The organism is Nitratireductor sp. GISD-1A_MAKvit (genome assembly GCF_040819555.1).
Taxonomy (GTDB): domain Bacteria; phylum Pseudomonadota; class Alphaproteobacteria; order Rhizobiales; family Rhizobiaceae; genus Nitratireductor.
In genome coordinates, this window is sequence record NZ_CP161920.1 from 3678650 (window position 1) to 3702625 (window position 23976).

16 protein-coding genes and 3 pseudogenes are annotated in these 23976 nt (G+C 60.1%); 8 read left to right on the plus strand and 11 right to left on the minus strand.

All coding sequences use genetic code 11. The features are described from left to right. Positions 1 to 3: 3 nt before the first annotated feature. The 3 genes from AB2N04_RS18955 to AB2N04_RS18965 form a co-directional block, all read right to left on the minus strand. On the minus strand, positions 4 to 924 hold the full coding sequence (locus tag AB2N04_RS18955; RefSeq protein ID WP_367716269.1) for a sulfite exporter TauE/SafE family protein: 921 nt from the start codon (positions 922 to 924) through the stop codon (positions 4 to 6). 165 nt (positions 925 to 1089) lie between these two features. Continuing rightward, positions 1090 to 1359: a peptidoglycan-binding protein gene (locus AB2N04_RS18960; protein ID WP_367716271.1), complete on the minus strand. Its 270-nt coding sequence runs from the start codon at positions 1357 to 1359 to the stop codon at positions 1090 to 1092. Beyond that, entirely contained in the window at positions 1328 to 4867 is a 3540-nt protein-coding gene (locus AB2N04_RS18965) for a peptidoglycan-binding protein (protein ID WP_367716273.1), read from the minus strand. Before AB2N04_RS18965 ends, AB2N04_RS18960 begins: the two co-directional genes overlap by 32 nt. Positions 4868 to 5296: 429 nt before the next feature. Between AB2N04_RS18965 and AB2N04_RS18970 the strand changes: the two genes are divergently transcribed. The 6 genes and pseudogenes from AB2N04_RS18970 (at position 5297) to AB2N04_RS18995 (ending at position 12717) form a co-directional block, all read left to right on the plus strand. Further along, positions 5297 to 5764, plus strand: coding sequence for a MerR family DNA-binding transcriptional regulator (locus tag AB2N04_RS18970; protein ID WP_367716275.1), 468 nt, complete (start codon positions 5297 to 5299; stop codon positions 5762 to 5764). Between the two features lie 229 nt (positions 5765 to 5993). Continuing rightward, positions 5994 to 7791: pseudogene (locus tag AB2N04_RS18975) on the plus strand (acyl-CoA dehydrogenase C-terminal domain-containing protein). A gap of 135 nt (positions 7792 to 7926) precedes the next feature. After that, positions 7927 to 9135 (plus strand): acetyl-CoA C-acetyltransferase, encoded by a 1209-nt coding sequence (locus AB2N04_RS18980; RefSeq protein ID WP_367716277.1) that lies wholly within the window; start codon positions 7927 to 7929, stop codon positions 9133 to 9135. Positions 9136 to 9157: 22 nt separating this feature from the next. Next, positions 9158 to 11377, plus strand: coding sequence for a 3-hydroxyacyl-CoA dehydrogenase NAD-binding domain-containing protein (locus AB2N04_RS18985; protein ID WP_367716279.1), 2220 nt, complete (start codon positions 9158 to 9160; stop codon positions 11375 to 11377). 114 nt (positions 11378 to 11491) lie between these two features. Beyond that, entirely contained in the window at positions 11492 to 12037 is a 546-nt protein-coding gene (locus tag AB2N04_RS18990) for a thioesterase family protein (RefSeq protein WP_367716281.1), read from the plus strand. A 62-nt stretch (positions 12038 to 12099) separates the two neighbouring features. Continuing rightward, positions 12100 to 12717, plus strand: a complete 618-nt coding sequence (locus AB2N04_RS18995) for a 2-hydroxychromene-2-carboxylate isomerase (RefSeq protein ID WP_367716283.1) — start codon at positions 12100 to 12102, stop codon at positions 12715 to 12717. 3 nt (positions 12718 to 12720) lie between these two features. Here AB2N04_RS18995 and AB2N04_RS19000 read toward each other — a convergent pair. Continuing rightward, positions 12721 to 13222 (minus strand): annotated as a pseudogene (locus AB2N04_RS19000) (MmcB family DNA repair protein). Positions 13223 to 13244: 22 nt separating this feature from the next. Further along, positions 13245 to 13649: a Cu(I)-responsive transcriptional regulator gene (gene cueR, locus AB2N04_RS19005; protein WP_367716284.1), complete on the minus strand. Its 405-nt coding sequence runs from the start codon at positions 13647 to 13649 to the stop codon at positions 13245 to 13247. Between the two features lie 199 nt (positions 13650 to 13848). On the opposite strand from cueR, the gene AB2N04_RS19010 reads away from it, so the two are divergent. Beyond that, complete coding sequence (locus tag AB2N04_RS19010; RefSeq protein WP_367716286.1) at positions 13849 to 14472, plus strand: L,D-transpeptidase; 624 nt, start codon at positions 13849 to 13851, stop codon at positions 14470 to 14472. Between the two features lie 87 nt (positions 14473 to 14559). Here AB2N04_RS19010 and AB2N04_RS19015 read toward each other — a convergent pair whose 3' ends face one another. The 6 genes and pseudogenes from AB2N04_RS19015 to AB2N04_RS19040 form a co-directional block, all read right to left on the minus strand. After that, positions 14560 to 15135 carry a NifU family protein gene (locus AB2N04_RS19015; RefSeq protein ID WP_367716288.1) on the minus strand — a complete coding sequence of 192 codons (576 nt, stop codon included), beginning with the start codon at positions 15133 to 15135 and terminating at the stop codon, positions 14560 to 14562. A gap of 135 nt (positions 15136 to 15270) precedes the next feature. After that, the gene (locus AB2N04_RS19020) at positions 15271 to 15762 is read right to left on the minus strand and encodes a universal stress protein (RefSeq protein ID WP_367716290.1); all 492 of its coding nucleotides are present in this window, start codon (positions 15760 to 15762) and stop codon (positions 15271 to 15273) included. A gap of 92 nt (positions 15763 to 15854) precedes the next feature. Beyond that, positions 15855 to 16923 (minus strand): annotated as a pseudogene (gene trpS / locus AB2N04_RS19025) (tryptophan--tRNA ligase). A gap of 72 nt (positions 16924 to 16995) precedes the next feature. Continuing rightward, positions 16996 to 18189 (minus strand): acyltransferase, encoded by a 1194-nt coding sequence (locus AB2N04_RS19030; RefSeq protein ID WP_367716292.1) that lies wholly within the window; start codon positions 18187 to 18189, stop codon positions 16996 to 16998. 68 nt (positions 18190 to 18257) lie between these two features. Beyond that, positions 18258 to 19820, minus strand: coding sequence for a murein biosynthesis integral membrane protein MurJ (gene murJ / locus AB2N04_RS19035; protein ID WP_367716294.1), 1563 nt, complete (start codon positions 19818 to 19820; stop codon positions 18258 to 18260). A 250-nt stretch (positions 19821 to 20070) separates the two neighbouring features. Continuing rightward, positions 20071 to 22869 carry a [protein-PII] uridylyltransferase gene (locus AB2N04_RS19040; RefSeq protein ID WP_367716296.1) on the minus strand — a complete coding sequence of 933 codons (2799 nt, stop codon included), beginning with the start codon at positions 22867 to 22869 and terminating at the stop codon, positions 20071 to 20073. A 134-nt stretch (positions 22870 to 23003) separates the two neighbouring features. Here AB2N04_RS19040 and AB2N04_RS19045 point away from each other — a divergent pair, with 134 nt between their 5' ends. After that, a complete protein-coding gene (locus AB2N04_RS19045) occupies positions 23004 to 23963 on the plus strand; it encodes a small ribosomal subunit Rsm22 family protein (RefSeq protein ID WP_367716298.1) in 960 nt (319 codons plus the stop codon). Positions 23964 to 23976 lie beyond the last annotated feature (13 nt).

Sequence of the window (23976 nt, forward strand, 5' to 3'; positions counted from 1 at the left end):
TGCTCATACCCCTCCCATCGAAAGAGAGTACACGCTTTCGGGCCGAACGAAGAGATCGAAGCCCAGCCGCAGTGCAACCGCCAGAACGAGAAGCGCGAGCAGCGCACGCAATTGCTCGCCACGAAGCCGCTGCCCCACTCGTGCACCGTATTGCGCCCCGGCCACGCCCCCGACCATCAAAAGGAATGCCAGAACCACATCTACCGTCTGGTTGGCCGTGGAGTGAATGATGGTGGTGAAGGCCGCCACAAAAACAATCTGGAACAGGGACGTGCCGATCACGACATTCGTGGGAACCTTGAGAAGGTAAATCAGGGCCGGCACCATGATGAAACCGCCACCCACACCCATGATCGAAGCAAGGAAACCGATGAAGGCCCCCAACACCAGAACCGGGATTACGCTGACGAAAAGCTTTGAGGCCCGAAACCGCATCTTGAGCGGCAAGCGGTGGACCCAGTTGTGCTGGCCGGGTTTGCGCAGCGAAACGGACTGGCCGCCGCGAGCCCGCCTAATGGCGTTCAAGGCCTCCATCAGCATCAATCCGCCAACCACCCCCAGAAAGGCGACATAAAGCAGGGAAACGATAAGATCGAGCTGCCCCAGGCGCCGCAGATATGCGAAAACGAAAGCGCCGAGCGATGCGCCGACGATTCCCCCCGCAAGCAGGACCGTGCCCAGTTTGAGGTCCAGGGACTTTCGCTTGAAATGGGCCAATGCACCCGAAAACGACGAGGCGATAACCTGATTGGCGCCTGTGGCAACCGCAATTGCCGGTGGGATATTATAGAAAATGAGAAGCGGCGTGATGAGAAAACCGCCGCCGACACCGAACATGCCCGAGAGGAAACCAACCGCGCCGCCCATCGCAAGCAGCACGAAAAGATTGACGGACATTTCGGCGATTGGGAGATAAATACCCACCCGCGGCACCCGAATAATTGTTGCCCGGCTGTGATACCAGGCGAGGCGTTAAAGCGTTATGCGTGCTTCCGTTCTGCGCCCTGACGATCACGAAGTCAAACCGAGTTGTCGCCAAACACGCAAAAGTCCGGGCGGTGTGCGTTTGCCGCCACCGCCCGCCGAGTTTTACTGTGCGGCCGCCGCTGCTGCCTTGTTCTTTTCCAGAAGAACCCGCACAAGCGCTTCATCAACCTCGCCGGTGGGCGTCATGCCATTGGCCTTCTGGAAGGACCGGATCGCGTTCTTCGTTTTGGCGCCCATGATGCCGTCCGGTTTGCCGGCATCGAAACCCTGCTGGTTTAGGATGAGCTGGATGTTCGTCACGGCCTTCTTCATGTCGACGCTGGCGGTCAGTTCGCGGCTTTCACGCCAGGGCCTCCGGCACTTCGACGACATTGGCGGCCTTATCAAGAGGCTTCACTTTCCAAAGTGCCGTCTTGCTCTTTGCCCGTTTCAGTTGGTCCGGGGAGAGTGCAGCGGCGACTTCGTCGCGTTTGCCCGCAGCATCCTTGTCTCCGCTCTGCGCCACGATGGCGAACCATTTGTATGCTTCCGTCAGATCCTGAGTTACCCCCAGACCTTTTGCCGACAAAATACCCAGATTAAACTGGCTGTCTTTCACGCCATGCTCGGCTGCGTCCAGGAACCAGCGAGCAGCGGAATTGTTGTCGGCAGCGCCATCGGCCCCCATAGCAAACAGGACGCCGAGATTATGCATGGCACTCGCGTTTCCCTGTTGCGCGGCAAGCTGAAACCACATTTTCGCTTTTGCCACATCCCGTTCAACACCGTTCCCCTTCTGGTAAAGGTCGCCCAGGCGATATTGCGCCGGCGCAAAGCCTGCTTCCGCAGACCTCTGGTACCATTGCGCCGCCCTGGCGAGGTCCGGAGCGGTACCACGCCCTTCGGCATAACGTGTTGCGATCTCAAAGCTCGCCTTGGGATCGCCCTGAGCGGCCGCTTCTCGCAGCGGAACCGGCCCGGCATCGACGGGAATCGCATCGAGTGAGATCGGTTGGGGCTTTTCCGTTATCAACTCGTCGGCACGAACGGCCACGCTGTCATCAGAAAGTTGATCGTTCCATTTGGCCGCCGGTTCGCGACTGGGCTGCTCTTCTTCGGGCATCGAGGCGAGCAGTTCCACGGTTTCGCTTGAGCTTGGTGGAACCGACAGGTCATCTGCGCCGCCCTTGTCGACCACTCTCACCGGGCGTTGGGCGCTTTCCCCGGGAGCCTGTGCAAGTTCTGTCTGCGGCGTGGCCACCGAGCTCTCGCTTGCCACAGGCGCCAGGATGGCGGTGGAGCTGTTCAGGTAGTCCTTACCGAACTGATACCCCCCTGCCGCAACGATGCCAGCTCCAAGCACCACCATCAGCGGCTTCTTGCTTCGTTTCAGCAAACGGCCGATGCCAAGCCGGCCGGAATCCTGTATTGTCGAGCCCTGACGCTTCTTCAGGATGTCAGCTTCAGCTGCTGCCGCCTGGGCCGCGCGCCGCGCAGCAGCAATGAAATCCGACTTGGCAGCATCATTGGTTTCTGCTGTAGCCGGCGTCTTCTTGTCATCGCGCACACGACGCAGGATCGCGTTGAGATCAGGTGCACCACTTCCCGGGACCAACGGTTCATTGATGCGCTCTGCATCAAGTTCGACATTGTCCAGGTTTCCGTCCACGACAGTGCTGACTTCACCCCCTGAAACATCGTCCTCCAGAGCATCTGCGCCTGCTTTTCGTTCGCCCCGTGCAGACCAGACACGCGAAAGACCACCCAGCAAAGAGGACTTTCCCGCAGGCTGTTTTTGCGAGAGGCCGTCCTCATCCAGCGCGGCCCTTGCCGCTGCGGCTGCGGCTTCTGCGGGTGAACGTCGCCTGTCTGGCTCCTGTGCAGGGGCCGGAGCCGATGTTTCGGGATCCTCGTGAGGAAAAATTGATGGCGCGCTGGACAGCGCCATCTTTTCTCCGCCATCAACTGCCCCGCCGACAGATGAACCATCGGAGGTGGCGCGATCGGCCGACGCGTTTTCCACCGAGCCAATCCGGTCAACAATTTTCAGGAGCGTGTCATGAATGGCTTCGAAGGTTTTCGTGTTGCGCTCATCCGATTTCCGCGTGAGCGTCTCCAGCGCCTTCAGTTCTTCTCTCAGCTCGCGATCGAACGCCTCCGCCTGGGCTGAATTGCCCAAAGCGCCCATCGCCTCCTCGGCAGCATGGCGGGCGGCCTCGACGACCGCCGAGCGATTTTCCTGGATGGAGCGTTCGATGTTTTCAAGCCGTGGCGCTATGTCATCGAATTCCGGGAGTTCCCCAGAGGGTCGGGAGAAATGCTCCGAAAGGCTGCGCACCTGCGCCTCGAGGTTGTGTATGACCTCTGGATCCACGGTGGACGCCTGCTGCGTGGACACCTGAAGCCGACCGGCGATATCATCGAGTCGTGCTTCGAGAGTTCTCAGCGCATGCCCGCCCCCGTTTTCCTCCACGCTGGCATCCAGACGCGCTGCAAGTTCGTTGAACCGGGCATCAATGGTTGCCATGATGCCCGTTTCGTCGGGCAGGCTGGAATTGCGAGCGTCAATGCGCGCGGAGATGTCCTGTAGCCGGCCTTCCAGTTCCTCGACAAGCGAACGAGCCTGGTCGGCGGCATCTCCCTGCCTCTGCTCGAGAAGTTGCGAAAGGTGCGTGAAACGATCCTCGATCCCGCGCAGCATGAGCTCTGCGAACTGGGGCTCTGGTGCTGCCTCCAGCTTCTCGGCAATGTTTGCCATTTGCCGCGAAAGCCGCTCAACAGTCTGTTCCGGAACGTCAATTCGACGGGCGATCTCGTCGACCCGGTGCGAGAGGGAATAGAGCTGCTCGCCCAGCTGGCTCACCGCCGCCTCGCCTGTTCTGTCCGAAAGAAGCTCGTTGACCTGATTTGCCAATGAAGAGATACGCGCTTCGATGCGCTCGAAAGGCTGTGGATCGAAGCTCGCCACGGTCGCTTCCGGAGCAGAGGCAGCAATCGCCCGGCTGATTTCATCAAGCCGCTCGTCAATCACGGCATAGAGCTCAGGATTGCTTTGCTGCTTGCGCTCGAGCAGCTGGTCCAGCGTGCCGGCCAGCGTCCGGACCCGATCCTCAAGGGACTGAATGGACAGGGACTCCGGCAGGTCGTTTACAGCCCGGGCAATCTCTTCGATACGCTGATGCAGTGCACTGATCGCAGGATCGGTCTTTCGCAGATCACTTGAAACGCGATCCTCGAAAGCACTCCAGCGATCGTCGAGTGCATCCCAGCGCTGGTCTACCGCACGAAGCGTGTCTTCGCGGGCCAGAGAGGAGATGGACGCCTTCAGCTCTTCCATTTCCAGTCTGAGCATTTTGACGTTTTTGTCGTCGCTCCGCTCCGCAAGTTGCGCAATGGCGCTGGAGAGGCGTTCGAACTCTACCACCAGCTCGCGGCTGAGCGCGCTGTTGGGGACGGAAGCCATGATCCCGGCCAGCTCACGACGCAGATTACCGAACTCGTCATTGAGGCCGGAGCGCATCGTGTCGCGAAGTTCGTCGCGCAGAACCTTCAGTTCATTGGCGATGCTTCCGATCGATGCGATTTCGCGCTCTTCCCGCCGGCTGCGCTCAAGTTCGTGCGCCGCCTGCTCGAACGAAGTCCGGGGCGCTGACCTGCGACTTGGATTGTACGTTCGGTCCTGTGACCGTCCATAAGATTGAGACACGGTTTCCGACAGTTCTTGAATACGCCGCGCCACTTCGTCTTCCTCGACCATCGGGTCGGGTCGGCCCGTGGCGCGCCCCAGACGGTGCTCCATCTGTTCCAGCGTTCGGCTGATTTCATCCAGAGACCCATTGGTCCCCGGCCGCCGGCGCCGACCGGCATTGATGTTTTCCAGATAGGACCGCCTGTTGTTCATTGGAACGCCCGCCTCTCCACCGTTGCCGGTTGGCCGTCGATAGTTCTTACCACGCGGGCTCTTCAGCCTTGCAACGCCGGAAAGGCAGAAATCAAACGCTGTAGAGACACCCACGGTCAGGCCCGCCGCGCCACAAGGAACGAATGCGAATAAGCACGGTGTGCTGACTGCCTCACAATTCAACGATCATGGTAAACACAGGGTTAACGATCGTTACCGAACATTAAGAATCCGATAAAAAACTGAATGAGAAGTTTGTTGAGCGATCACGCACATTTTCGACGTGAGCCCTTGTAATGCCGCATTCTCCATCGCATAAGCCCGCCGTCCAGGCACATCCGGGCCGGTCATTCTATCGTTGCTGAAGGCTGCCCGGACAAATGCCCCCGGCTTTGCGCCGGGATGCCCATTCGATACGGAACAGTGATCATGACGAACATTGCAAAGGCGGTCACCAGGACTGCCGGGGAGAATGATTCTCCAGAAAGCCCCGGGGAGTTCACCAGAATCGGGGAAATGGCACGTGAATTCGGCGTTACGCTGAGAGCGCTGCGCTTCTATGAGGACAAGGGCCTCCTCACACCGGTGCGCGCAGGCATGACACGCCTCTACACGCAAACCGACAAGCTTCGGCTCCAGCAGATTTTGCTTGGCAGAAAGATCGGCTTTCCGCTCAGTGACATCAAGGAAGTGCTCGATATGTACGATCCGAGACAGGCCGACAACGAAACAAATGTCGATCTCCTGAAACTCGTGCTTGGCAAGTCCGAGCGCCAGATGAACCGATTGCAAAAACAGCATCGTTCTCTCGAAGAGGCTATTGCCGAACTCAAGAGGTTCATCAACGACGTTTCATCAAGGCTGGAAGGCGCCATGGATCTGGCCAAAACGCGCTGATTCAGGAAACGTCCGGACAGCTGTGCGGTTTTTCCACATTCCGCCTGTCCGCGACGCTGCATCTCCACACCAAGGTATGAAAATGTCTGGGCGCGTCATCCCGCGCCCACCAGCTCAGCTTGCGCATTTTTTTGACGTTTACGCAAACGTCAAAGTTTGCTAGATCGGTTGACATGACACAGCGCGAACGGACCGTTCGCGCATTTGTTCCGAGAGCTGGAGGAGTCTCATGCCGACCTACCGGGCGCCTGTGCGCGACACGCTGTTCGTTCTCAACGATGTTCTTGGCTATGGCAATCACGACAATCTGCCGGGTTTTGCCGATGCCTCGCCGGATATTGTGGAAGCGATCCTGAGTGAAGGCGCGAAGCTTGCCGAAAATGTCATGCAGCCGCTCAACCGGGCGGGCGACATGGAAGGCTGCACCCGTCATGAAGATGGCTCCGTCACCACGCCCCGCGGTTTCGGAGATGCCTACCGCCAGTATTGCGAAGGTGGTTGGCTTGGCCTTTCCGTTCCCGGCGAATTTGGCGGACAGGGCCTGCCCTACACTGTGCATTCGGCTGTCAGCGAATACCTCATCTCCGCCAACATGGCGCTGATGATGTACCCCGGTCTAACGCAGGGAGCGATCGCCGCAATCCTTGCCCACGGGACGGATGAACAGAAGCAGAAATGGCTGCCCAGAATGGTGGAGGGAACATGGACCGGGACCATGAACCTCACCGAACCCCATTGCGGAACCGATCTCGGTCTTTTGAACTCCAAAGCCGTGCCCAATGGTGACGGAAGCTACAGGATTTCCGGCCAGAAGATTTTCATCTCGGCTGGCGAGCATGATCTGGCCGAGAACATCATCCATCTGGTGCTTGCGCGCATCGAGGGCGCACCGGCCGGCGTGAAGGGCATCTCGCTCTTCATCGTCCCCAAGGTGATGGTCGATGCTGAAGGCGCGCTGGGAGAAGGCAATGCCGTTTCCTGTGGTGCCATCGAAGAGAAGATGGGCATTCACGGCAACGCCACCTGCGTCATGAACTATGACGAAGCAACCGGCTATTTGCTGGGTGAGGAAAACGGTGGCCTGAAAGCCATGTTCACCATGATGAACGAGGCGCGTCTCGGCGTCGGCCCTGCAGGGTCATGCCATTGGTGAAGCTGCCTATCAGGGTGCCGTCGAATATGCACGTGAGCGCCTTCAGGGTCGTTCACTCACCGGACCGAAAGCACCGGACAAGAAGGCCGACCCGATCATCGTTCACCCGGACGTGCGTCGCAATCTGATGACAATGCGCGCCTTCAACGAGGCCGGCCGCGCGCTCATACTCTGGACCGCCCTGAAATCCGACATCGCCCACCTCTCCGAGGATGAAACGGAGCGCGAAAAAGCATCCGATCACATGGCACTCATGACACCGGTGATCAAGGGCGTGTTGACAGACAAGGGCTTCGAGCATGCGGTCATGGCGCAGCAGATGTTCGGCGGACATGGCTATATTGAAGAGCACGGCATGAGCCAGTTCGTGCGCGATGCACGCATTGCCATGATTTATGAGGGTGCAAACGGCATTCAGGCACTCGACCTGGTGGGGCGCAAGCTGCCCGCCAATGGTGGCCGTGCCGTGCAGACCTTCTTCAAAGAAGTCGGCGACTTCTGCCAGACACATCGTGAAGATGACGCCATGGCACCCTTTACCAAAGCGCTCAAAAAGGGGCTGAACGACCTCCAGGCCGCGTCGCTCTGGTTGATGCAGAACGCCGTCCAGAAGCCGGACAATGCCGGCGCCGCCTCCCATGACTACATGCACCTCATGGGCCTGGTAGCGCTCGGCTATATGTGGGGCCGCATGGTGAAGAGCGCGCAGGAGCAGCTTTCTGCCGGCACAGACGGCGACGCTGCGTTCCTTGAAGCGAAAATTGCCACCGGGCGCTACTTCATGGAGCGCGTCATGCCCGAGACGGGGGCGCATCTTGCGCGCATCTCAACCGGCGCGGATTCGATGATGGCGCTACCGGAAGAGGCATTTTGACTGGAACAGGCGCAAATGTCGTTCTAGCCTGCGATCATCCAGTGCAGGCCGGTTCGACTATAGGCCAGAAGATTGCCACAACCCTTTGAACCAATCGCTTGACCCCGCGTTGGGTCGGAAAGCAGGGAGACCGATATGGCTGACGCTTATGTTTATGACGCCGTGCGCACGCCGCGCGGACGCGGCAAGAAGGACGGATCGCTGCACGAGGTGCCAGCCGTGCGCCTTGGCGCGAAAGTTCTCGAAGCCGTGCGCGACCGCAACGGGCTCGACACCGCCAAGGTGGACGACATAATTTTCGGCTGCGTCGATCCGGTCGGTGAAGCCGGCTCCGTGATCCCGCGCTCAGCCGCCTTCGAGGCGCGATACGCGAACGCGGCTCCCGGCATGCAGATCTCGCGCTTCTGCGCGTCGGGCCTGGACGCCATCAATCTGGGCGCTGCCAAGATTGCCGGCGGTTCGGACGAGATCGTCATAGCCGGCGGCGTGGAAAGCATGTCGCGTGTTGGCATGGGCATGTCCGGCGGCGCATGGTTCATGGATCCTTCGGTCGGCATCCCGTCCTATTTCATGCCGCAGGGCGTGTCCGCCGACCTGATCGCCACGAAGTATGGTTTTTCACGCGACGATGTGGACGCCTATGCCGTGGAAAGCCAAAAACGCGCCAAGAATGCCTGGGATAAGGGCTATTTCAAGAACTCCGTAATCCCGGTCGAGGACCAGAACGGCCTGACCATTCTCGACCATGACGAGCACATGCGCCCCGGCACCGACATGCAGGCGCTTGGCCAGCTCAACCCCTCCTTCGTGATGCCGGGCGAAATGGGCGGTTTCGACGCCGTCGCCGTGCAGCGTTATCCGGAGCTTGAGAGCATCAACCACGTGCACCACGCCGGCAACTCGTCGGGCATCGTCGATGGCGCGGCTGCCGTGCTGCTCGGTTCACGCAAGGCCGGCAAGTCCATGGGGCTTGAGCCGCGCGCGAAAATCCGCGCCTTTACCAATATCGGTTCGGAGCCTGCCATCATGCTGACCGGCCCGGTCGACGTGACGGAAAAGCTTCTGAAGAAAGCCAGGATGAAGCTTTCAGACATCGACCTGTTCGAGCTGAACGAGGCTTTCGCGTCCGTCGTGCTGCGCTACATGCAGGCTTTCGAAATCGACCACGACCGGATCAATGTGAATGGCGGCGCAATCGCCATGGGCCACCCGCTGGGTGCGACCGGCGCGATGATTTTCGGCACGGTTCTCGACGAGCTTGAGCGTCGCGACCTGAACACGGCGCTCGTGACACTGTGCATCGGCGCGGGCATGGGCACCGCAACCATCATCGAACGCGTTTGAGCTGTCGGGGAGAGATCAGACCATGACCGACTACAAGAATTTCACCGTTGACGTGGATGCCGACGGCGTAGCACTCGTCACCTGGGACATGCCGGACCGCTCCATGAACGTCTTCACCGAAGAGGTGATGAACGAGCTGGATGCGATTATCGATCACATTGCCGGCAAGGACGAGATCAAGGGCGCTGTGATCACCTCGGGCAAGGAGACCTTTTCCGGCGGCGCGGACCTGACCATGCTGCAGAAGATGCTCGGCCAGTTCGAGAAGGAAAAGGCAAAGGATCGCAAGAAGGCGGTCAAGCTGTTGTTCGACAATGCCGGCCGCATGGGCTGGCTCTGGCGCAAGCTTGAAACCTCCGGCAAGCCGTGGGTCTCGGCCATCAACGGCACCTGCATGGGCGGCGCGTTCGAGCTGTCGCTTGCCTGCCATGGCCGTGTCGCAGCCGACAGCCCGGCAGTGAAGATGGCGCTTCCTGAAGTGAAGGTCGGCATCTTCCCCGGCGCGGGTGGCACCCAGCGCGTGCCGCGGCTGGCCAAGCCGCAGGAAGCCCTGCAGATGCTGACCACCGGCCAGACGCTGACGCCGCAGAAGGCGAAAGCCATGGGGCTGATCCACGAGATCGCCGCGCCGAAGAAGCTGGTCGAGACCGCGAAGAAGATGATCCTCGACGGCCTCAGCCCGGTTCAGCCCTGGGACGAGAAGGGCTTCAAACTGCCCGGCGGTCCAGTCTACTCGGCGGCGGGCGCAAACCTCTGGCCACCGGCAATCGCCATCCTGCGCCGCGAGACCTACAACAACTATCCGGCAGCAAGCGCGATCCTGAAATGCGTCTATGAGGGCATGCTGGTGCCCTTCGATACCGCGCTCACCATCGAGCAGCGCTATTTCACCGAGATCATGCAGACGACCGAAGCGAAGATGATGATCCGCTCGCTTTTCGTTTCGCTGCAGGAACTCAACAAGGGCGCGCGCCGCCCGGACGATGTGCCGGCAAAGAAATTTAAAAAGATCGGCGTGCTTGGTGCCGGTTTCATGGGCGCGGGCATTGCCTTCGTTACGGCGAAAGCCGGTATTCCGGTCGTGTTGATCGACCGCGACACGGCCTCCGCCGAAAAGGGCAAGGCGCATTCCGCCGATCTGATGGACAAGGCCATCAAGAAGGGCCGCGCCACTGCCGAAGACAAGGAGAAGCTTCTCTCCCTCATCACGCCGAGCGACGATTATGCCGAGCTTGAAGGCTGCGATCTGGTGATCGAAGCCGTGTTCGAGGATTCGGAGATCAAGAAGACCGCGACGGAAAAGGCCGAGGCTGTTCTCAAACCCTCCGCCATCTTCGCCTCCAACACCTCGACCATTCCGATCTCCGGCCTGGCGAAGAACTCGAAGCGCCCGAAGAACTTCATCGGCATTCACTTCTTCTCGCCCGTAGACAAGATGATGCTGGTCGAGATCATCATGGGCAAGAAGACCGGCGACAAGGCGCTGGCCACTGCGATGGACTATGTGCGCGCCATCAAGAAGACGCCCATCGTGGTCAACGACACGCGCGGCTTCTACGTCAATCGCTGCGTCCTGCGCTACATGCAGGAAGCTTTCTCCATGGTCATCGAAGGCGTTCCCGCCCCGATGGTGGAGAACGCGGCGAAGATGGCCGGCATGCCGGTCGGCCCGCTCGCGCTCACCGACGAGACAGCGGTCGACCTTGCCCAGAAGATCATGAAGCAGACCGTGCGCGATCTCGGCCCCAAGGCCGTCGACCCGCGCCACATGGAGCTGATCGACACGCTGGTCGACAAGTATGGGCGGCTTGGCCGCAAGAACGGCAAGGGTTTCTACGACTATCCGGCAAAGCCTGCCAAGAAGCATCTGTGGGCCGGCCTGAAGGATCTCTATCCGCAGAAGAACCCGGACAAGATCGATGTCGAGGAGCTGCAGGAGCGTTTCCTTGCGACAATCGCGCTGGAAGCAGCCCGCATCATGGAAGAAGGCATTGTGGTCGATCCGCGCGAGGCGGATGTTGGCTCCATTCTCGCCTTCGGCTTCGCGCCCTATACGGGCGGGGCGCTGTCCTACATTGATGGGATGGGCGCGGAGGCCTTTGTCGCCATGACCAAGCGCCTGCAAAAGAAGTACGGAAAGCAGTTCAAGGCACCGAAGCTCCTTCTGGAAATGGCCGAGAGCGGCGAGACCTTCTACCAGCGCTTCGCGCCCGAAAAGGCGGCGGAGAAGAAGGCCGCCTGAGGCTTTTCCTGCGAAAGCGCAAAAAACTCCGTTCCGGATGCAGCAATGCGTCCGGAACGTTGCTTTGCCGGGCAAGCGCCGGCCGCAACGCCAACCTCATCAGGATAGAAAATCATGTATGTCTGGATGCGTCTTCTCCGCGTGGCCGCCACACGCAAGAGCCGAGGCGTCTATCGGCTGGGTGATGAGAGCAAGCTCTCCTTTCGCTGCCTGCCCACTGACATCGACATGAACATCCACCTGAACAATGCCCGCTACATGATGCTGGCAGACATGGGGCGGATCGACATCTTCCTGCGCAGCGGGCTGGTGGCTGCAGCCCGCGAACGCGGCTGGGCTCCGCTGCTCGGTGGACTGCAGACCGCCTATGTGCGCGAGGTTCGCCTGTGGCAGCGTTTCGATGTGGTCTCTACCATCGAGACGTGGGACGGCACGCAGATTATCGGCCAGCATCGTTTCGTTCTGGGCGATGGACGTATCGCCGCCATGATCCTCACCACCGGAGGTGTCTACGATTATCACGGAAAGCGCTTCGTTCCGATGGACGAGTTGATGAGCGCGCTCGGCGTCGATACGGCACCGCGCGCTCCCAACGACGAGGAAAAGGCTTTCATGGCCTCGCATCAGGGCCTGCGTGCTCGCGCAAAAGTGTTGTCCTGACGTCTATCGGTGCGACGCCTGGCCCGCTAGTTTCAGCTCCGGAGAATGTACCGGAGACACCCATGCCAGCCACCGTCGACTACTATTTCACATCCGCTTCGCCCTTCACCTATCTGGGTCATCAGCCACTGCGGACGGTTCTTTCCAAACATGGCGCGAACGTGCGGGTCAAACCGGTCAACCTGATGGGCGTGTGGGAGATTTCCGGTGCGGTTCCACCGCCAAAGCGCCCTCCGGTGCGCCAGCGACTGCGCCTGGTGGAACTCCAGCGTATCGCCGATTTCCGCGGCATGCCCATCAACAAGACGCCAAAGCACTGGCCGGTCGATCCGGCTCTTGCGGACCATGTAATCGCGGCTCTCGTCGCTGAGGGGCATGATCCCATGAGCTATATGGAGCGTGTCTTCGCCGCCGTGTGGGCAAATGAAGAAGACATCGCCGATCCCGATACGCTCGCAAAATATCTCGAACTGGAAAAATTCGAACCCGCGTCCGTTCTGGAGAAGGCCCAGAGCGAAGAGATTTCGGCAATTCGCGCACAGAACACAAAAGATGCCGTGGAAGCCGATGCTGTCGGCGTTCCTACCTACGTGCTCAATGGAGAAGCATTCTTCGGCCAGGACCGCGTGGAGTATCTCGATCACGCTCTGGCAACCGGCCGCGCTCCCATCAAGCCCTGAAACTCAGCCTGCTTCACTGTCTGCCAGCGGGACCTCGATCCCCGCGAGTTCGGCAGCGGTGAGGCGCGCCGCTCCCGCCCGCGCAAAGCGCAGCATCATTGCCTTGCGCGTGGCGGCGGCGAGCCTGTGCTCATCCGGTTCACGCAGGATTTCCGCCCCATAGCCATCGGAGAGGATGAACCCGCACTCCTCGGGAAAGATCTCCGCCGGCACTTCCGGGTGGGTCGCAAAAAAGAAGCGATCGGAGTGCTGGCGATAATCCGGCCATTTCCGGTCCACCCGGAAATCCTCGACCGAGGATTTGATTTCGATGATCCAGATGTCGCCCTTCTTCGTCAGCGCAACGAGATCGGCCCCGTCGTCCGGTGGCAAGCGTCAGTTCCGGCAGAACCACCGCCCCCATGGACATGAACAGGCGCTGTACGCCACGTCGAATGATCATGGCACGGTCTGACTGACGTCCGTCAGCCAGCGGATTTACGGGAATCGGCGAGACAATCGGCATTGTGGGATACTGCCATTAACCGTTACGCCAGTGAAGCCGTTTGAAGCCCTGCTATGTCGTCGAGGATCGGACATTCCGGTCGATCATCGCCGTGACAGGCATGAATGAGCTGGCTGAGAGTGGCGCGCATTGATTGTAGCTCTGCGATTTTGGCATCGATTGCGGTGACATGTGTTACCGCAATGTCGCGCACATCCTGACTGGCTCGTTGCCTGTCACGATAGAGCATCATGAGCTGCCGGCATTCTTCTATCGAGAAGCCAAGTCCGCGCGCACGCCTCAGAAATGTGAGAAAATGAACATCTTCGTCGCTATAGTCACGATAGCCATTGTCCGCACGGGACGGTGAGATCAGCCCTATCTCCTCGTAGTAGCGAATTGTCTTTGCCGGTAAGCCCGATCGGCGGGCGGCAGCACCAACGTTCATGATACGGCTCCTGAACTTTCAATCCTCTCGGAACTGGGGATTGTGTTGCCTGTTTGCAATATCCAGTGCGAATCACAGGGTGACGCAGCGTCAGATCGCTCCACAACTTGTCATTTCATTAACCAAGATTTTAAGAATGATGGTCAAACTTAGACAGAGATCAGGCACATTTAAGATATCCGGGGTTCAGGGGGATCAAATGAAGTTAAAATCAATCGTCGTCGCTACGGCACTGGGCCTGGCGACTGCACTTGCCGGATGTACGGCGGGCGGTCCCCTGAAGGTGTTCACCTCCGATTATGGCGTGGTGAAGGATGCAGGCTACCAGCTCCCGCGTATCCCGATCAGCGAAGTTCCGCGAAAATACCTCCGCCAGGTCGTTTCCTACGAAACAAAGGAAAAACCCGGCACCATCATCGTCGACACCGATGCGAAGTTTCTCTACCTCGTGCAGGAAGATGGAAAGGCCATGCGCTATGGCATCGGTGTGGGGCGTGAAGGCTTCGAGTGGTCTGGCACGGCACGCGTCGCAATGAAGCGCGAATGGCCCACCTGGACGCCCCCTTCCGCGATGATTGGACGCCAGCCGGAACTCGCCAAGTGGCGTCGCGGCATGCCGCCCGGCCTTTCCAACCCACTCGGCGCACGAGCGCTCTATCTCTTCAACCGTGGAGGGGACACCGGTTATCGCCTTCATGGCACACCGGAATGGCGCTCGATCGGCAAGGCGATGTCTTCCGGCTGCATCAGACTGATGAACCAGGACATTATCGATCTCTACAACCGCACCAAAATCGGTGCCAAGGTGATCGTGAAGCGCTAGGAGCCGTCTGGGCAGCACGGGTGGCCTTGGCCACCCCAATAAAAAACCGGGTTGCGAAACCCGGTTTTTTCTTTGGATGTAGCCTGTTCAGACCACCTGTTCGACTTCGCGAACCTCAGGCACGAAATGATGCAGGAGGTTCTGGATACCGTGTTTCAGGGTTGCCGTTGACGACGGGCAGCCTGCACAAGCGCCCTTCATATGCAGGAAAACGGTGCCTTTCTCGTAGCCGCGAAAGGTGATGTCGCCACCATCCTGGGCAACAGCAGGCCGGACGCGCGTGTCGAGAAGCTCTTTGATCGTGGAGACCGTTTCTTCATCAGCCGGGTCGTAGAATTCACCATCTTCCGAGACCGGCAGGCCGTCGAGCCCCGCCTTGGCCATGACCGGATGGCCCGACATGAAATGTTCCATGATCGTGCCGAGAATGGCTGGTTTCAGGTGCTGCCAGTCGGGGCCCTCTTCCTTGGTAATCGTGATGAAATCGTAACCGAAAAACACGCCGTTGACGCCAGGCACGGCGAAAAGCCGCTCAGCCAGGGGCGACGTGCCTTCAGCCGATCCGGCGTCACGGAAATCTGCCGTTCCCTCTTCCAGAACAACACGACCGGGCAGAAATTTCAGCGTCGCGGGGTTTGGGGTCGCTTCGGTCTGAATGAACATGGTTATCTTCCGATCTGGCGTTTCTTGGAATAATTCTAAAATAGCGGGAAAGCGCACGTCATTCAAGAAGGCTTCCATAAATCAGGCGCGGGGCGGACCGGCACGCCAGAACGTCATATGGGTAGGCGGAAGCGCCTATGCCAGGCTTTCAATCTCTTCATCGCTGAGATTTTGTGGAACGACCGTCACTGGAATGGGGAACGCCGCCGTTTTGCCGGCGATGGAAGATACGAGCGGACCGGGACCTTCCTTGGAACTGCCTGCCGCCAGAACCAGAATCGCAATATCCTGATCTTCCTCGATCAGTTTGTGGATTTCCTCGTCAGGTTTGCCCTCTCGAACAACCAGCTCAGGTTCAATCCCAACGGTTTCGCGCACCATGGTGGCGTGGGTGTCCAGTGCGGCGTTTGCGGTGGCCGTGGCTTCCTCGCGCATGATCTGTTCGACGCCCAGCCAATGCTGAAAATCGCCGGGCTCGATCACAAAAAGAAGCACGAGCGCTCCATTTGTGGATTTCGCCCGTCTCGCCGAATATGCCACCGCCCGTTCGCACTCGGGCGTGTCATCAATGATGGCAAGGAACTTGCGGCGGTGTCCCGCCTCGCGGATCAGTCGCTTGGAGACCATTCACACGTCCTGTTTCGCCGGCGAGTGACCCGCCAATTCCGCGCAATCTGCCATTGCAGAGAGCATTCGGCAAGACAGCGCGCTCATAGGGCTCACCCGTCGATGAGCCCGATGATCTCGCGGACCATCTTCATGGTCGCTTCCGCCTTCTCGCGGGGCCCGACCCGCACCCTCGCGCAGAACACCATCGATATAGGCCGGATCGTCGAGGATACGCCGCATCTCGCCAGCGATCGGAGAGAGTTTCTCAACGGCAAGTTCGGCCAGCGCAGGCTTGAACTCTGAGAACTGTCGACCGCCAAAGTCTGCAAGCACATTCGCCTTGGTGGCACCCGAAAGCGCAGCATAGATGCCGACGAGATTTTGGGCTTCGGGGCGCTCGGTCAGGCCGTCCACTTCAGAGGGCAGCGCCTCGGGGTCGGTCTTTGCCTTCTTGATCTTTTTGGCGATGGCCTCGGCGTCGTCCGTCAGATTGATGCGCGACAGGTCCGATGGATCGGACTTGGACATCTTCTTGGAGCCGTCGCGCAGGCTCATCACCCGCGTGATGGCGCCTTCGATCAGCGGTTCGGTGAGCGGGAAGAAGCCGTTCACCTTTTCCTCGCCCACCTCCATTTCGACGCCATAGCCCAGTTCGGCAATGCGCTGGGAAAAGTCGTTGTTGAACTTCTGCGCAATGTCGCGCGTCAGCTCAAGATGCTGCTTCTGATCGTCGCCCACCGGCACGTGCGTGGCGCGGTACACCAGAATGTCGGCCGCCATCAGGCTCGGATAGGCGAGCAGACCGAGGGACGCGTTCTCACGGTCCTTGCCGGCCTTGTCCTTGAACTGCGTCATGCGGTTCATCCAGCCGATGCGTGCAACGCAGTTGAAAATCCATGCAAGCTCGGCATGCTGCAGAACCTGGCTCTGGTTGAAGACGATGTTCTTCTTCGGGTCGATGCCGCTCGCCAGGAAGGCAGCGGTGATCGAACGCGTCTGGTCGGCCAGATCGTCATGCGCCATGGTCGCGGTCAGCGAATGCAGATCGACGACGCAATAGATGCACTCATGGCTCTCCTGAAGCGCAACAAACTTCTGCAACGCGCCCAGATAATTGCCGAGGTGAAGATTGCCCGTCGGCTGAACGCCGGAGAAGACGAGCTCCCTGAATTCGCTCATGGATCTTTCCTGAATGCCCTGTGGAGCGCGAAGGCCGCGCGCCATGGCTTATGAACGACGCGAAACCGGCAATCAAGCCCCACGCATCGATTGCGTTTCCGCGCCACCCGCCGGAAGCGGCTTTCCGCGCGGTGGAAGCCCCACCAGAAGGCCGGTGCGCCCGGGCAGCAACTCGACCGCCATGGCGAACAGGAACGAGCCTGCAAACGTCGCCATCAGCACCAGCCCATATTCCGCCCAGACCCCAAGCCCCAGCGGCAGCACATAATAGAGGGCCGCCACCACCACGGTCTGATGCACGATATAAAGCGGAAAGACCTTGCGATTAAGCCAGGAGACAACCGAACTCGGTGCATTCATATACTTCGCCGTAAACCCGCACAGCGCCAGGATCATCGTCCATGCCAGCGCCATCAGGAGCATCTTGAAGAGCGGCGTCATGGTTTCATAGTTGCCAATGAAAACACCGCCGGCCCCTGTCCATGAAAAGAGGTAGAGCGCTGCCGTCAGCCCTGCTGCCAGTCCGGCGCTATGCCACCGCAAGCCCACCACGGTCCCGATCAATGCCTGATGGTATCGGGCAAAGAGGAAACCAAGCCCGAACCAGCTCGCCCATACCGCAAACCATGCACCATCATTGTAGAGCGCATTGGTCTGGCGCGGAAAGAAGGGCGACAGCACGAGATTGAGCACAAGCGGCAGAAGGAAAAGCAGGTAAACCCAGGAGGAGCCCGCCACCCGCTGGAACCAGTCGGTCACCGGTTTCATGAATGGCTGGTCGATCAGCCGGAACACCGGATAGCAGACGACGGTCATCACCAGCAGATAGGCGACGAACCACATATGCGCCCAGGTGAAGTTTCCCTCCGGATATTTGCCCTCGGTGAAATAGCGCGTGAGCCAGAAGGTCAGGAACGAGCCCTCATAGCCATTCTCATACATGCGCTCGTACCAGACCTGCGGCACGATGATGACGCACATGGCGAAGATCAGCGGCGGGAATAGCCGCATGAACCGGCCTTTCAGGAAGCCGAGATCATGGCTCCGCCGATAGACGAACCACGTCCCCATGCCTGACACGAAGAAGAGTAGCGCCAGCCGCCAGGCGCGGGGGAATTTCATGATGAGCGAAAGCGTGGCACTGCCTTCCGGCGCTTCGATCAGCCATTTCATGTCGGGAAAGAAAGCCACTGATGCATGGTAAGCGATCAGCAACATGAATGCGCAAACACGCAGGAAATCGATGTAATAAAGCCGTTGCTGCATGCTTCTCCCCGCCGAAATTGCGAAGGGCACGCTACCAGCAGCGTCTTCGCATTCGGTTAATGGGAGACTTATCTGCCTCGCCTGCGCCGGACACGCGCCAACTCCGCCCGGTCGATGCCGCCGGTGGCAAGTGCCACACCAAAATAAGCGATGGCCGCCAGCGCGACGATTAGGGCAACCGCAAGAACACGCACAACCAGAAGCTCATGTCCGACAAATTGCGGCAGAGCCCAAAGCAGGCCCATGACGACAGCGCCCATTACGGCGCTCGCAAGCAGCATGAAGGCGATGCGCCGCAGGGTAAGCGTCGAGGGGCGGAAATCACCTCGCCGCCAGAGCGTGGTTGCCAGCAGCAGCACATTGACCCAGGCGGAAATCGAGGTGGCAGCAGCAATGGCCACATGACCATATCGGGGGAAAAACATCAGGCTCAGGCCGATATTCACCACCACCGTTACCAGCGAGAACCACATCGGCGTTTTCATGTCTTCGCGCGCGAAGAAGGCCGGCTGAAACACCTTGGTCAGCACATAGGCCGGCAGGCCGCTCGCGAAGGCTGCGAGAGCAGCCGCCGTCATCGCCGTATCAAGCGCCGTGAACTGGCCACGTTCGTAGAGGATCGCGACGATGGGGGCCGGCATCACCATGAGCCCTACGGCGGCCGGCAGCGTGAGCCCCAGAGCGAATTCCATGGAGCGGTTCTGCAGATGCTGCGCGTCGGCGTGTTCCCCCGCCTTCAGCGCGCGGGAGAGCTCCGGCAGAAGCACCACGCCCACGGCGATGCCGATCACACCGAGCGGTAGCTGGTTGATGCGGTCGGCGAAGTTGAGAAGGCCGATGGCATTGTCCTGCGTGGAGGCAATGATCTGCCCCACAAGAAGATTGATCTGCATGATGCCCCCCGTCAACAAGGCCGGGGCCATCAGGACGAGCAGGCGTTTGACGCCCGGTGTCAGCCGGGGCACGCGCAGCCGCATGGAGAAACCCGCGTGACGCGCGCCCTGTATCAGGAAAAAGAGCTGCGCCAGACCGGAAGCAAACACACCCCAGGCAAGCCAGATTCCCGTCTGGCGTGGATCGAACTCCCCTAGGAGTGCGACAAGCAGAACGCCGATCAGGATGACGTTGAGAAGCGTCGGCACCAGTGCCGCCAGGAAATAGTGGCGCATCGCATTCAGAATGCCGGAGAACATGGCGACCAGCGACATGCAAAACAGATAGGGGAACATGATCCGCGTCATGATCACCGTCAGGTCGAATTTCTCCGGCGTGTCGGCAAAGCCCGGGGCGATGATGGTGGAGACCAGAAACGGCATGGCGAGCATGGCCGCGGCAGACAGCGCCAGAAGCACCGTGATCAGAACGGCAAGCACATTTTCGCCAAAGCGCCGCGCCGCCTCGATGCCGCCGCCCTCCATCTCCTTGGCAAACAACGGAATGAAGGCGGTGTTGAACGCACCTTCAGCAAACAATCGCCGGAAGAGATTCGGGAAACGGAACGCGGCGTAGAAAGCGTCCGTAACCGGGCCTACGCCGATGGCGGCAGCAATAAGGGCCTCGCGCGCAAAACCGAGAATGCGGCTTGCCATGGTGGCGCTGCCGACACTGGCGAATTTTCCGATGAGACTCATGGGTGGGAAGACCTGAAATTGGGGGCGGGATGGCGGCGACAATCCATAGAATTGCAACGCTGAGATGCTCTGGCATGGATCCTCGGGTCAAGCCCGATGATGACGAACTCAATGGTAACCCTGAGCGCCCCGAGACAAGCTAGCAAGCGGACAACATTCCCCGTCGTCATCCTCGGGCTTGACCCGAGGACCCATGCCGGAACGATTTTCCCTCCGCTACCTCGCAAAACATCATCCACCGCCACCATGCTCATTCGGCAGCCGCCCGCGATTTGCCTCTGGCCGGTCGCTCAACACCGCTTTCCAGCGTTTTCAAGAGAGCCTTGCGAATGGCATCCAGCCGGTCGGTGCTGACGATCTTCTGCCCGGTGAGGTCCGTCACGTAGAAGGTGTCGATCACCTTCTCGCCAAAGGTGGTGATGTGTGCGGAAGCAATGTCGAGCGAAAGATCGGAGAGCGTTTCGGTCACCTCCGAAAGAAGACCCGGACGGTCGAGCCCCTTGACCTCGATGACAGAGAAGCGGTTCGACAGCGTGTTGCCAATCTCCACGCGCGGTTCGACACGGAAGGCGCGGGTGCCGCGGCGCGGCTTGGCGCGCTTTTCGATCATGTCGGGCAGATAGGATTTGCCCGAGAGCACATCTTCGATAAGCCTGCGCACGCTTTCGGCGCGGCGGCGCTCATCAGCATCGAAATCGAATTCGCGGTTGATCAGGATCGTGTCGAGCGCGCGGCCATGGGTGGTGGTGAAGATCTGCGCATCAACAATGTTCGCACCCGCTGCCGAACAGGCGCCGGCGATGATCGACAGGAGACGCGGATGGTCGGGCGCGAAAACCGTGATCTCTGTCACCGCCTCGAATGTGTGGGGTTTCACCATTGTTGCCAGCGGGCGCTCTTCCCTGTCGGCTTCGCGAATAAAGTCCGCATGACGGATCTGATCTTCCAGATCGACGGCCAGTAAATAGGCTGAGTAATGGAGCTCGAGGTAGTCCTCGATATCTTCGTTCGGCCAGCCATGCTCCGACAGCGCCGCCGCCAGCCGCTGGCGTGCCTCGTCCGCACGGGTAGAGCGCGGCGCTTCGGAAAAGCCGCCGGTCAGAAGCACTTCGGTCTCATAATAAAGCGTGCGCAGGAGCTGACCCTTCCAGCCGTTCCACACGCCCGGCCCTACCCCGCGAATGTCGCAGACGGTCAACACCAGAAGCAGCTTCAGCCGCTCAACGGACTGCACCATGTCGGCGAAATCCTGGATCGTCTTGCGGTCGTTCAGATCACGCGTCTGGGCGATCATCGACATGTCGAGGTGATGCTCGACCAGCCAGGCGATCATCTCCGTTTCCTTCGCGTCGAAGCCCATATGCGGGCAAAGCCTGCGAGCGATCCTCGCCCCCGCCGTGGAATGATCTTCCGGTCTGCCCTTGGCAATGTCGTGCAGGAGCACCGTGGTGTAGAGCACTTCGCGCCACGGTTTCAGCGATGGCATCAGTGAATGAGATAGCGGATGCAGCTTCTCGCCATCGCCATGCTCGATTTCCGATAGCACGCCGATGCAGCGGATCAGATGCTCATCGACCGTATAGTGGTGGTACATGTTGAACTGCATCATCGCCACGATTTTGTTGAAATCGGGGATGAGTTTGCCCAGAACACCGGCCTCGTTCATGCGGCGCATGTTGAGGGCGGGATCGCGGTCGGATGTCAGCACATCCATGAAGAGGCGGTTTGCCTCCTTGTCGCGGCGCAGATTGCGATCGATCAGCTTGAGCGAACGGGTCAGGAGCTTCAGCGCCTCGGGGTGATATTCGAGCCCGTGCCGGTCTGCGAACCAGAAAAGCCGCAACAGGTTCACCGGATCCCGCTCGAACACACCTTCGTCCGCCACGTTGATGCGGTGATTGTCGACGATGAAATCGCTGGTGCCTGCAAGTTTTCTGCGGCGGCGCGAAAAGTTCATGAAGAAGCGGTTGAAGCCGGGCACATGCTTGCCCTGCTCTTCCTCAAGGGCCGCACAGAAGATGCGGGTCAGGTCGCCCACACCCTTGGCGGTCAGGAAGTAGTGTTTCATGAAGCGCTCGACCGCCGAGAGGCCCGGATGGCTCGTATAGCCTAGCCGCTCTGCAATATCGCGCTGGATATCGAAATGCAGTCGCTCCTCCGCCTTTCCGGTAAGAAAGTGCATGTGGCAGCGCACCGCCCAGAGAAAATCCTCCGCCTTGCGGAACTGCAGATATTCCTTGCGCGTGAAGACTCCCTGCCCCACCAGATCTTCCGCGCGGCGCACGCGGTAGAAATATTTTCCGATCCAGAACAAGGTGTGCAGATCGCGCAGGCCGCCCTTGCCGTCCTTCACATTGGGTTCCACCAGATAGCGGCTCTCGCCCGCCTTGGCATGACGCAGGTCGCGCTCGGCAAGCTTGGCCTGGCTGTATTCCGCGCCCGTATCCTTGACCACTTCCTCATCGAAGCGCTCGACCATCTCCTCGTAGAGAGGCTTCTCGCCGCAGATGAAGCGCGCCTCAAGCACGGCCGTCCGGATCGTCATGTCGGTGCGCGCCTGGCGGATGCACTCGTCGATGTTGCGGGTGGCGTGGCCAACCTTCAGCCCCATGTCCCACAGCATGTAGAGCACGTATTCCACGATCTGCTCACCCCAGGGCGTCTGCTTGTAGGGGAGCAGGAAGAGGAGATCGATGTCGGAGCCGGGCGCCAGCGTGCCGCGCCCATAGCCGCCGACGGCGACAATCGCCAGCCGCTCGGCCGATGACGGGTTCTGTGTCGGGTAGACATAGGTTGCCGCAAAATGCTGAACCTCGGTGATGATCACGTCCATGAGATGCGAGAGCCGCGCCGCGCAGGCCGTGCCACCTCCATCGTTCATCAGCATGGTTTCGGCGGTTTTGCGGCCGTCCGCGATGCGCTCCTTCAGCGCTTTCATCACGCTTGTGCGCAGTTCTGAGCCGCTCGACTTTTCGGCATAACCTGCGAGCTCGGCGCGCAGGTCTGCGCCGTCTATGATCTGGTCGAGCTTGAGTGGAACCTTGGCCATGAGTTTCCCGAATTGGCGGCGCTGTATAGCGTGTTTTCGCGCGCTGCGAAACGGCTGTCAAAAACTGCGGTTGCGGGTTTTACCGCCTGCCGCTATGTCGCAGCCGTTTCGCACATCAAGCACACGGGTTTCAAATGGAGCTTCCCGCACCGCTGCGCCAGGCAGTCGACGCGTTTCTGGAAGGCACGCCGCTTTCCGAGATTCAGGATGCCGCGCGGCGCCTCTCAGAACGCTACCGTGCTGAAACCCGCGACGGCGCCCTGCATGTGGGCGACGCGCTGGCGGCAAAAGCCTATCTGGCAACGCGCCTGCCCGCCACCTATGCCGCCATACGCCAGTGCCTTTCGGAAACGGCGGCCCGGCGTCGGGATCTTGCGCCATCGCGCATGCTCGATGTGGGCGCAGGCCCCGGCACCGCGCTTTGGGCGGCCCGCGCGGAATGGCCCGAGCTCGATACCGCAACGCTGGTCGAAACGAGCGCTGCCATGCGCGAGACCGGCGCGAGGCTTGCTGAAGCTCTTCCCGTGGAAGCCAGGTGGCATGCGGCAAGCATCGAAGACGGTCTTGCCGATATCGCACCCGCCGACCTCGTGACGCTCTGCTATGTTCTGGACGAGCTCGCTCCGGCGGTACGCGATACTCTGATCGACCGCCTCTGGGCGCTGACGGTCGACACGCTGGTGATCGTTGAACCCGGAACCCCTGCCGGATGGCAGCGCATTCTCGCCGCGCGCGACCGGCTCATCGCCCTTGGCGGGCACATTCTCGCCCCCTGCCCGCATCACGCGCCCTGCCCGGTGGCAGCGCCCGACTGGTGTCATTTTTCGCGCCGCGTCGCCCGCTCGCGCCTGCACCGCACCGCCAAGGGCGGCGAGGTGCCGTGGGAGGACGAGAAGTTCAGCTATCTGGCGGTTTCACGCCATGCCCCTGACGACCGCCTCGACCGCGTGCTTGCCCCGCCGAAGACGGCCAGTGGCATGGTGCGCCTGAAACTGTGCACCAGCGATGGCGCGCTGGACGAACGCCTTGTCACCCGTCGCGAAGGCCGCACCTTCAAGGCCGCCCGCAAGGCCGACTGGGGTGACGCGCTTTAAGTCACCACGCGCA

Coding starts and splice junctions, on each gene's coding strand:
- AB2N04_RS19010 (WP_367716286.1), top strand. CDS start 13,849: ATGAAGTTAAAATCAATCGTCGTCGCTACGGCACTGGGCCTGGCGACT.
- AB2N04_RS18995 (WP_367716283.1), top strand. CDS start 12,100: ATGCCAGCCACCGTCGACTACTATTTCACATCCGCTTCGCCCTTCACC.
- AB2N04_RS19030 (WP_367716292.1), bottom strand. CDS start 18,189: ATGCAGCAACGGCTTTATTACATCGATTTCCTGCGTGTTTGCGCATTC.
- AB2N04_RS18970 (WP_367716275.1), top strand. CDS start 5,297: ATGACGAACATTGCAAAGGCGGTCACCAGGACTGCCGGGGAGAATGAT.
- AB2N04_RS19020 (WP_367716290.1), bottom strand. CDS start 15,762: ATGGTCTCCAAGCGACTGATCCGCGAGGCGGGACACCGCCGCAAGTTC.
- AB2N04_RS18965 (WP_367716273.1), bottom strand. CDS start 4,867: ATGAACAACAGGCGGTCCTATCTGGAAAACATCAATGCCGGTCGGCGC.
- cueR (WP_367716284.1), bottom strand. CDS start 13,649: ATGAACGTTGGTGCTGCCGCCCGCCGATCGGGCTTACCGGCAAAGACA.
- AB2N04_RS18985 (WP_367716279.1), top strand. CDS start 9,158: ATGACCGACTACAAGAATTTCACCGTTGACGTGGATGCCGACGGCGTA.
- AB2N04_RS19015 (WP_367716288.1), bottom strand. CDS start 15,135: ATGTTCATTCAGACCGAAGCGACCCCAAACCCCGCGACGCTGAAATTT.
- AB2N04_RS18980 (WP_367716277.1), top strand. CDS start 7,927: ATGGCTGACGCTTATGTTTATGACGCCGTGCGCACGCCGCGCGGACGC.
- AB2N04_RS19045 (WP_367716298.1), top strand. CDS start 23,004: ATGGAGCTTCCCGCACCGCTGCGCCAGGCAGTCGACGCGTTTCTGGAA.
- AB2N04_RS18990 (WP_367716281.1), top strand. CDS start 11,492: ATGTATGTCTGGATGCGTCTTCTCCGCGTGGCCGCCACACGCAAGAGC.
- AB2N04_RS18960 (WP_367716271.1), bottom strand. CDS start 1,359: ATGTCGTCGAAGTGCCGGAGGCCCTGGCGTGAAAGCCGCGAACTGACC.
- AB2N04_RS19040 (WP_367716296.1), bottom strand. CDS start 22,869: ATGGCCAAGGTTCCACTCAAGCTCGACCAGATCATAGACGGCGCAGAC.
- murJ (WP_367716294.1), bottom strand. CDS start 19,820: ATGAGTCTCATCGGAAAATTCGCCAGTGTCGGCAGCGCCACCATGGCA.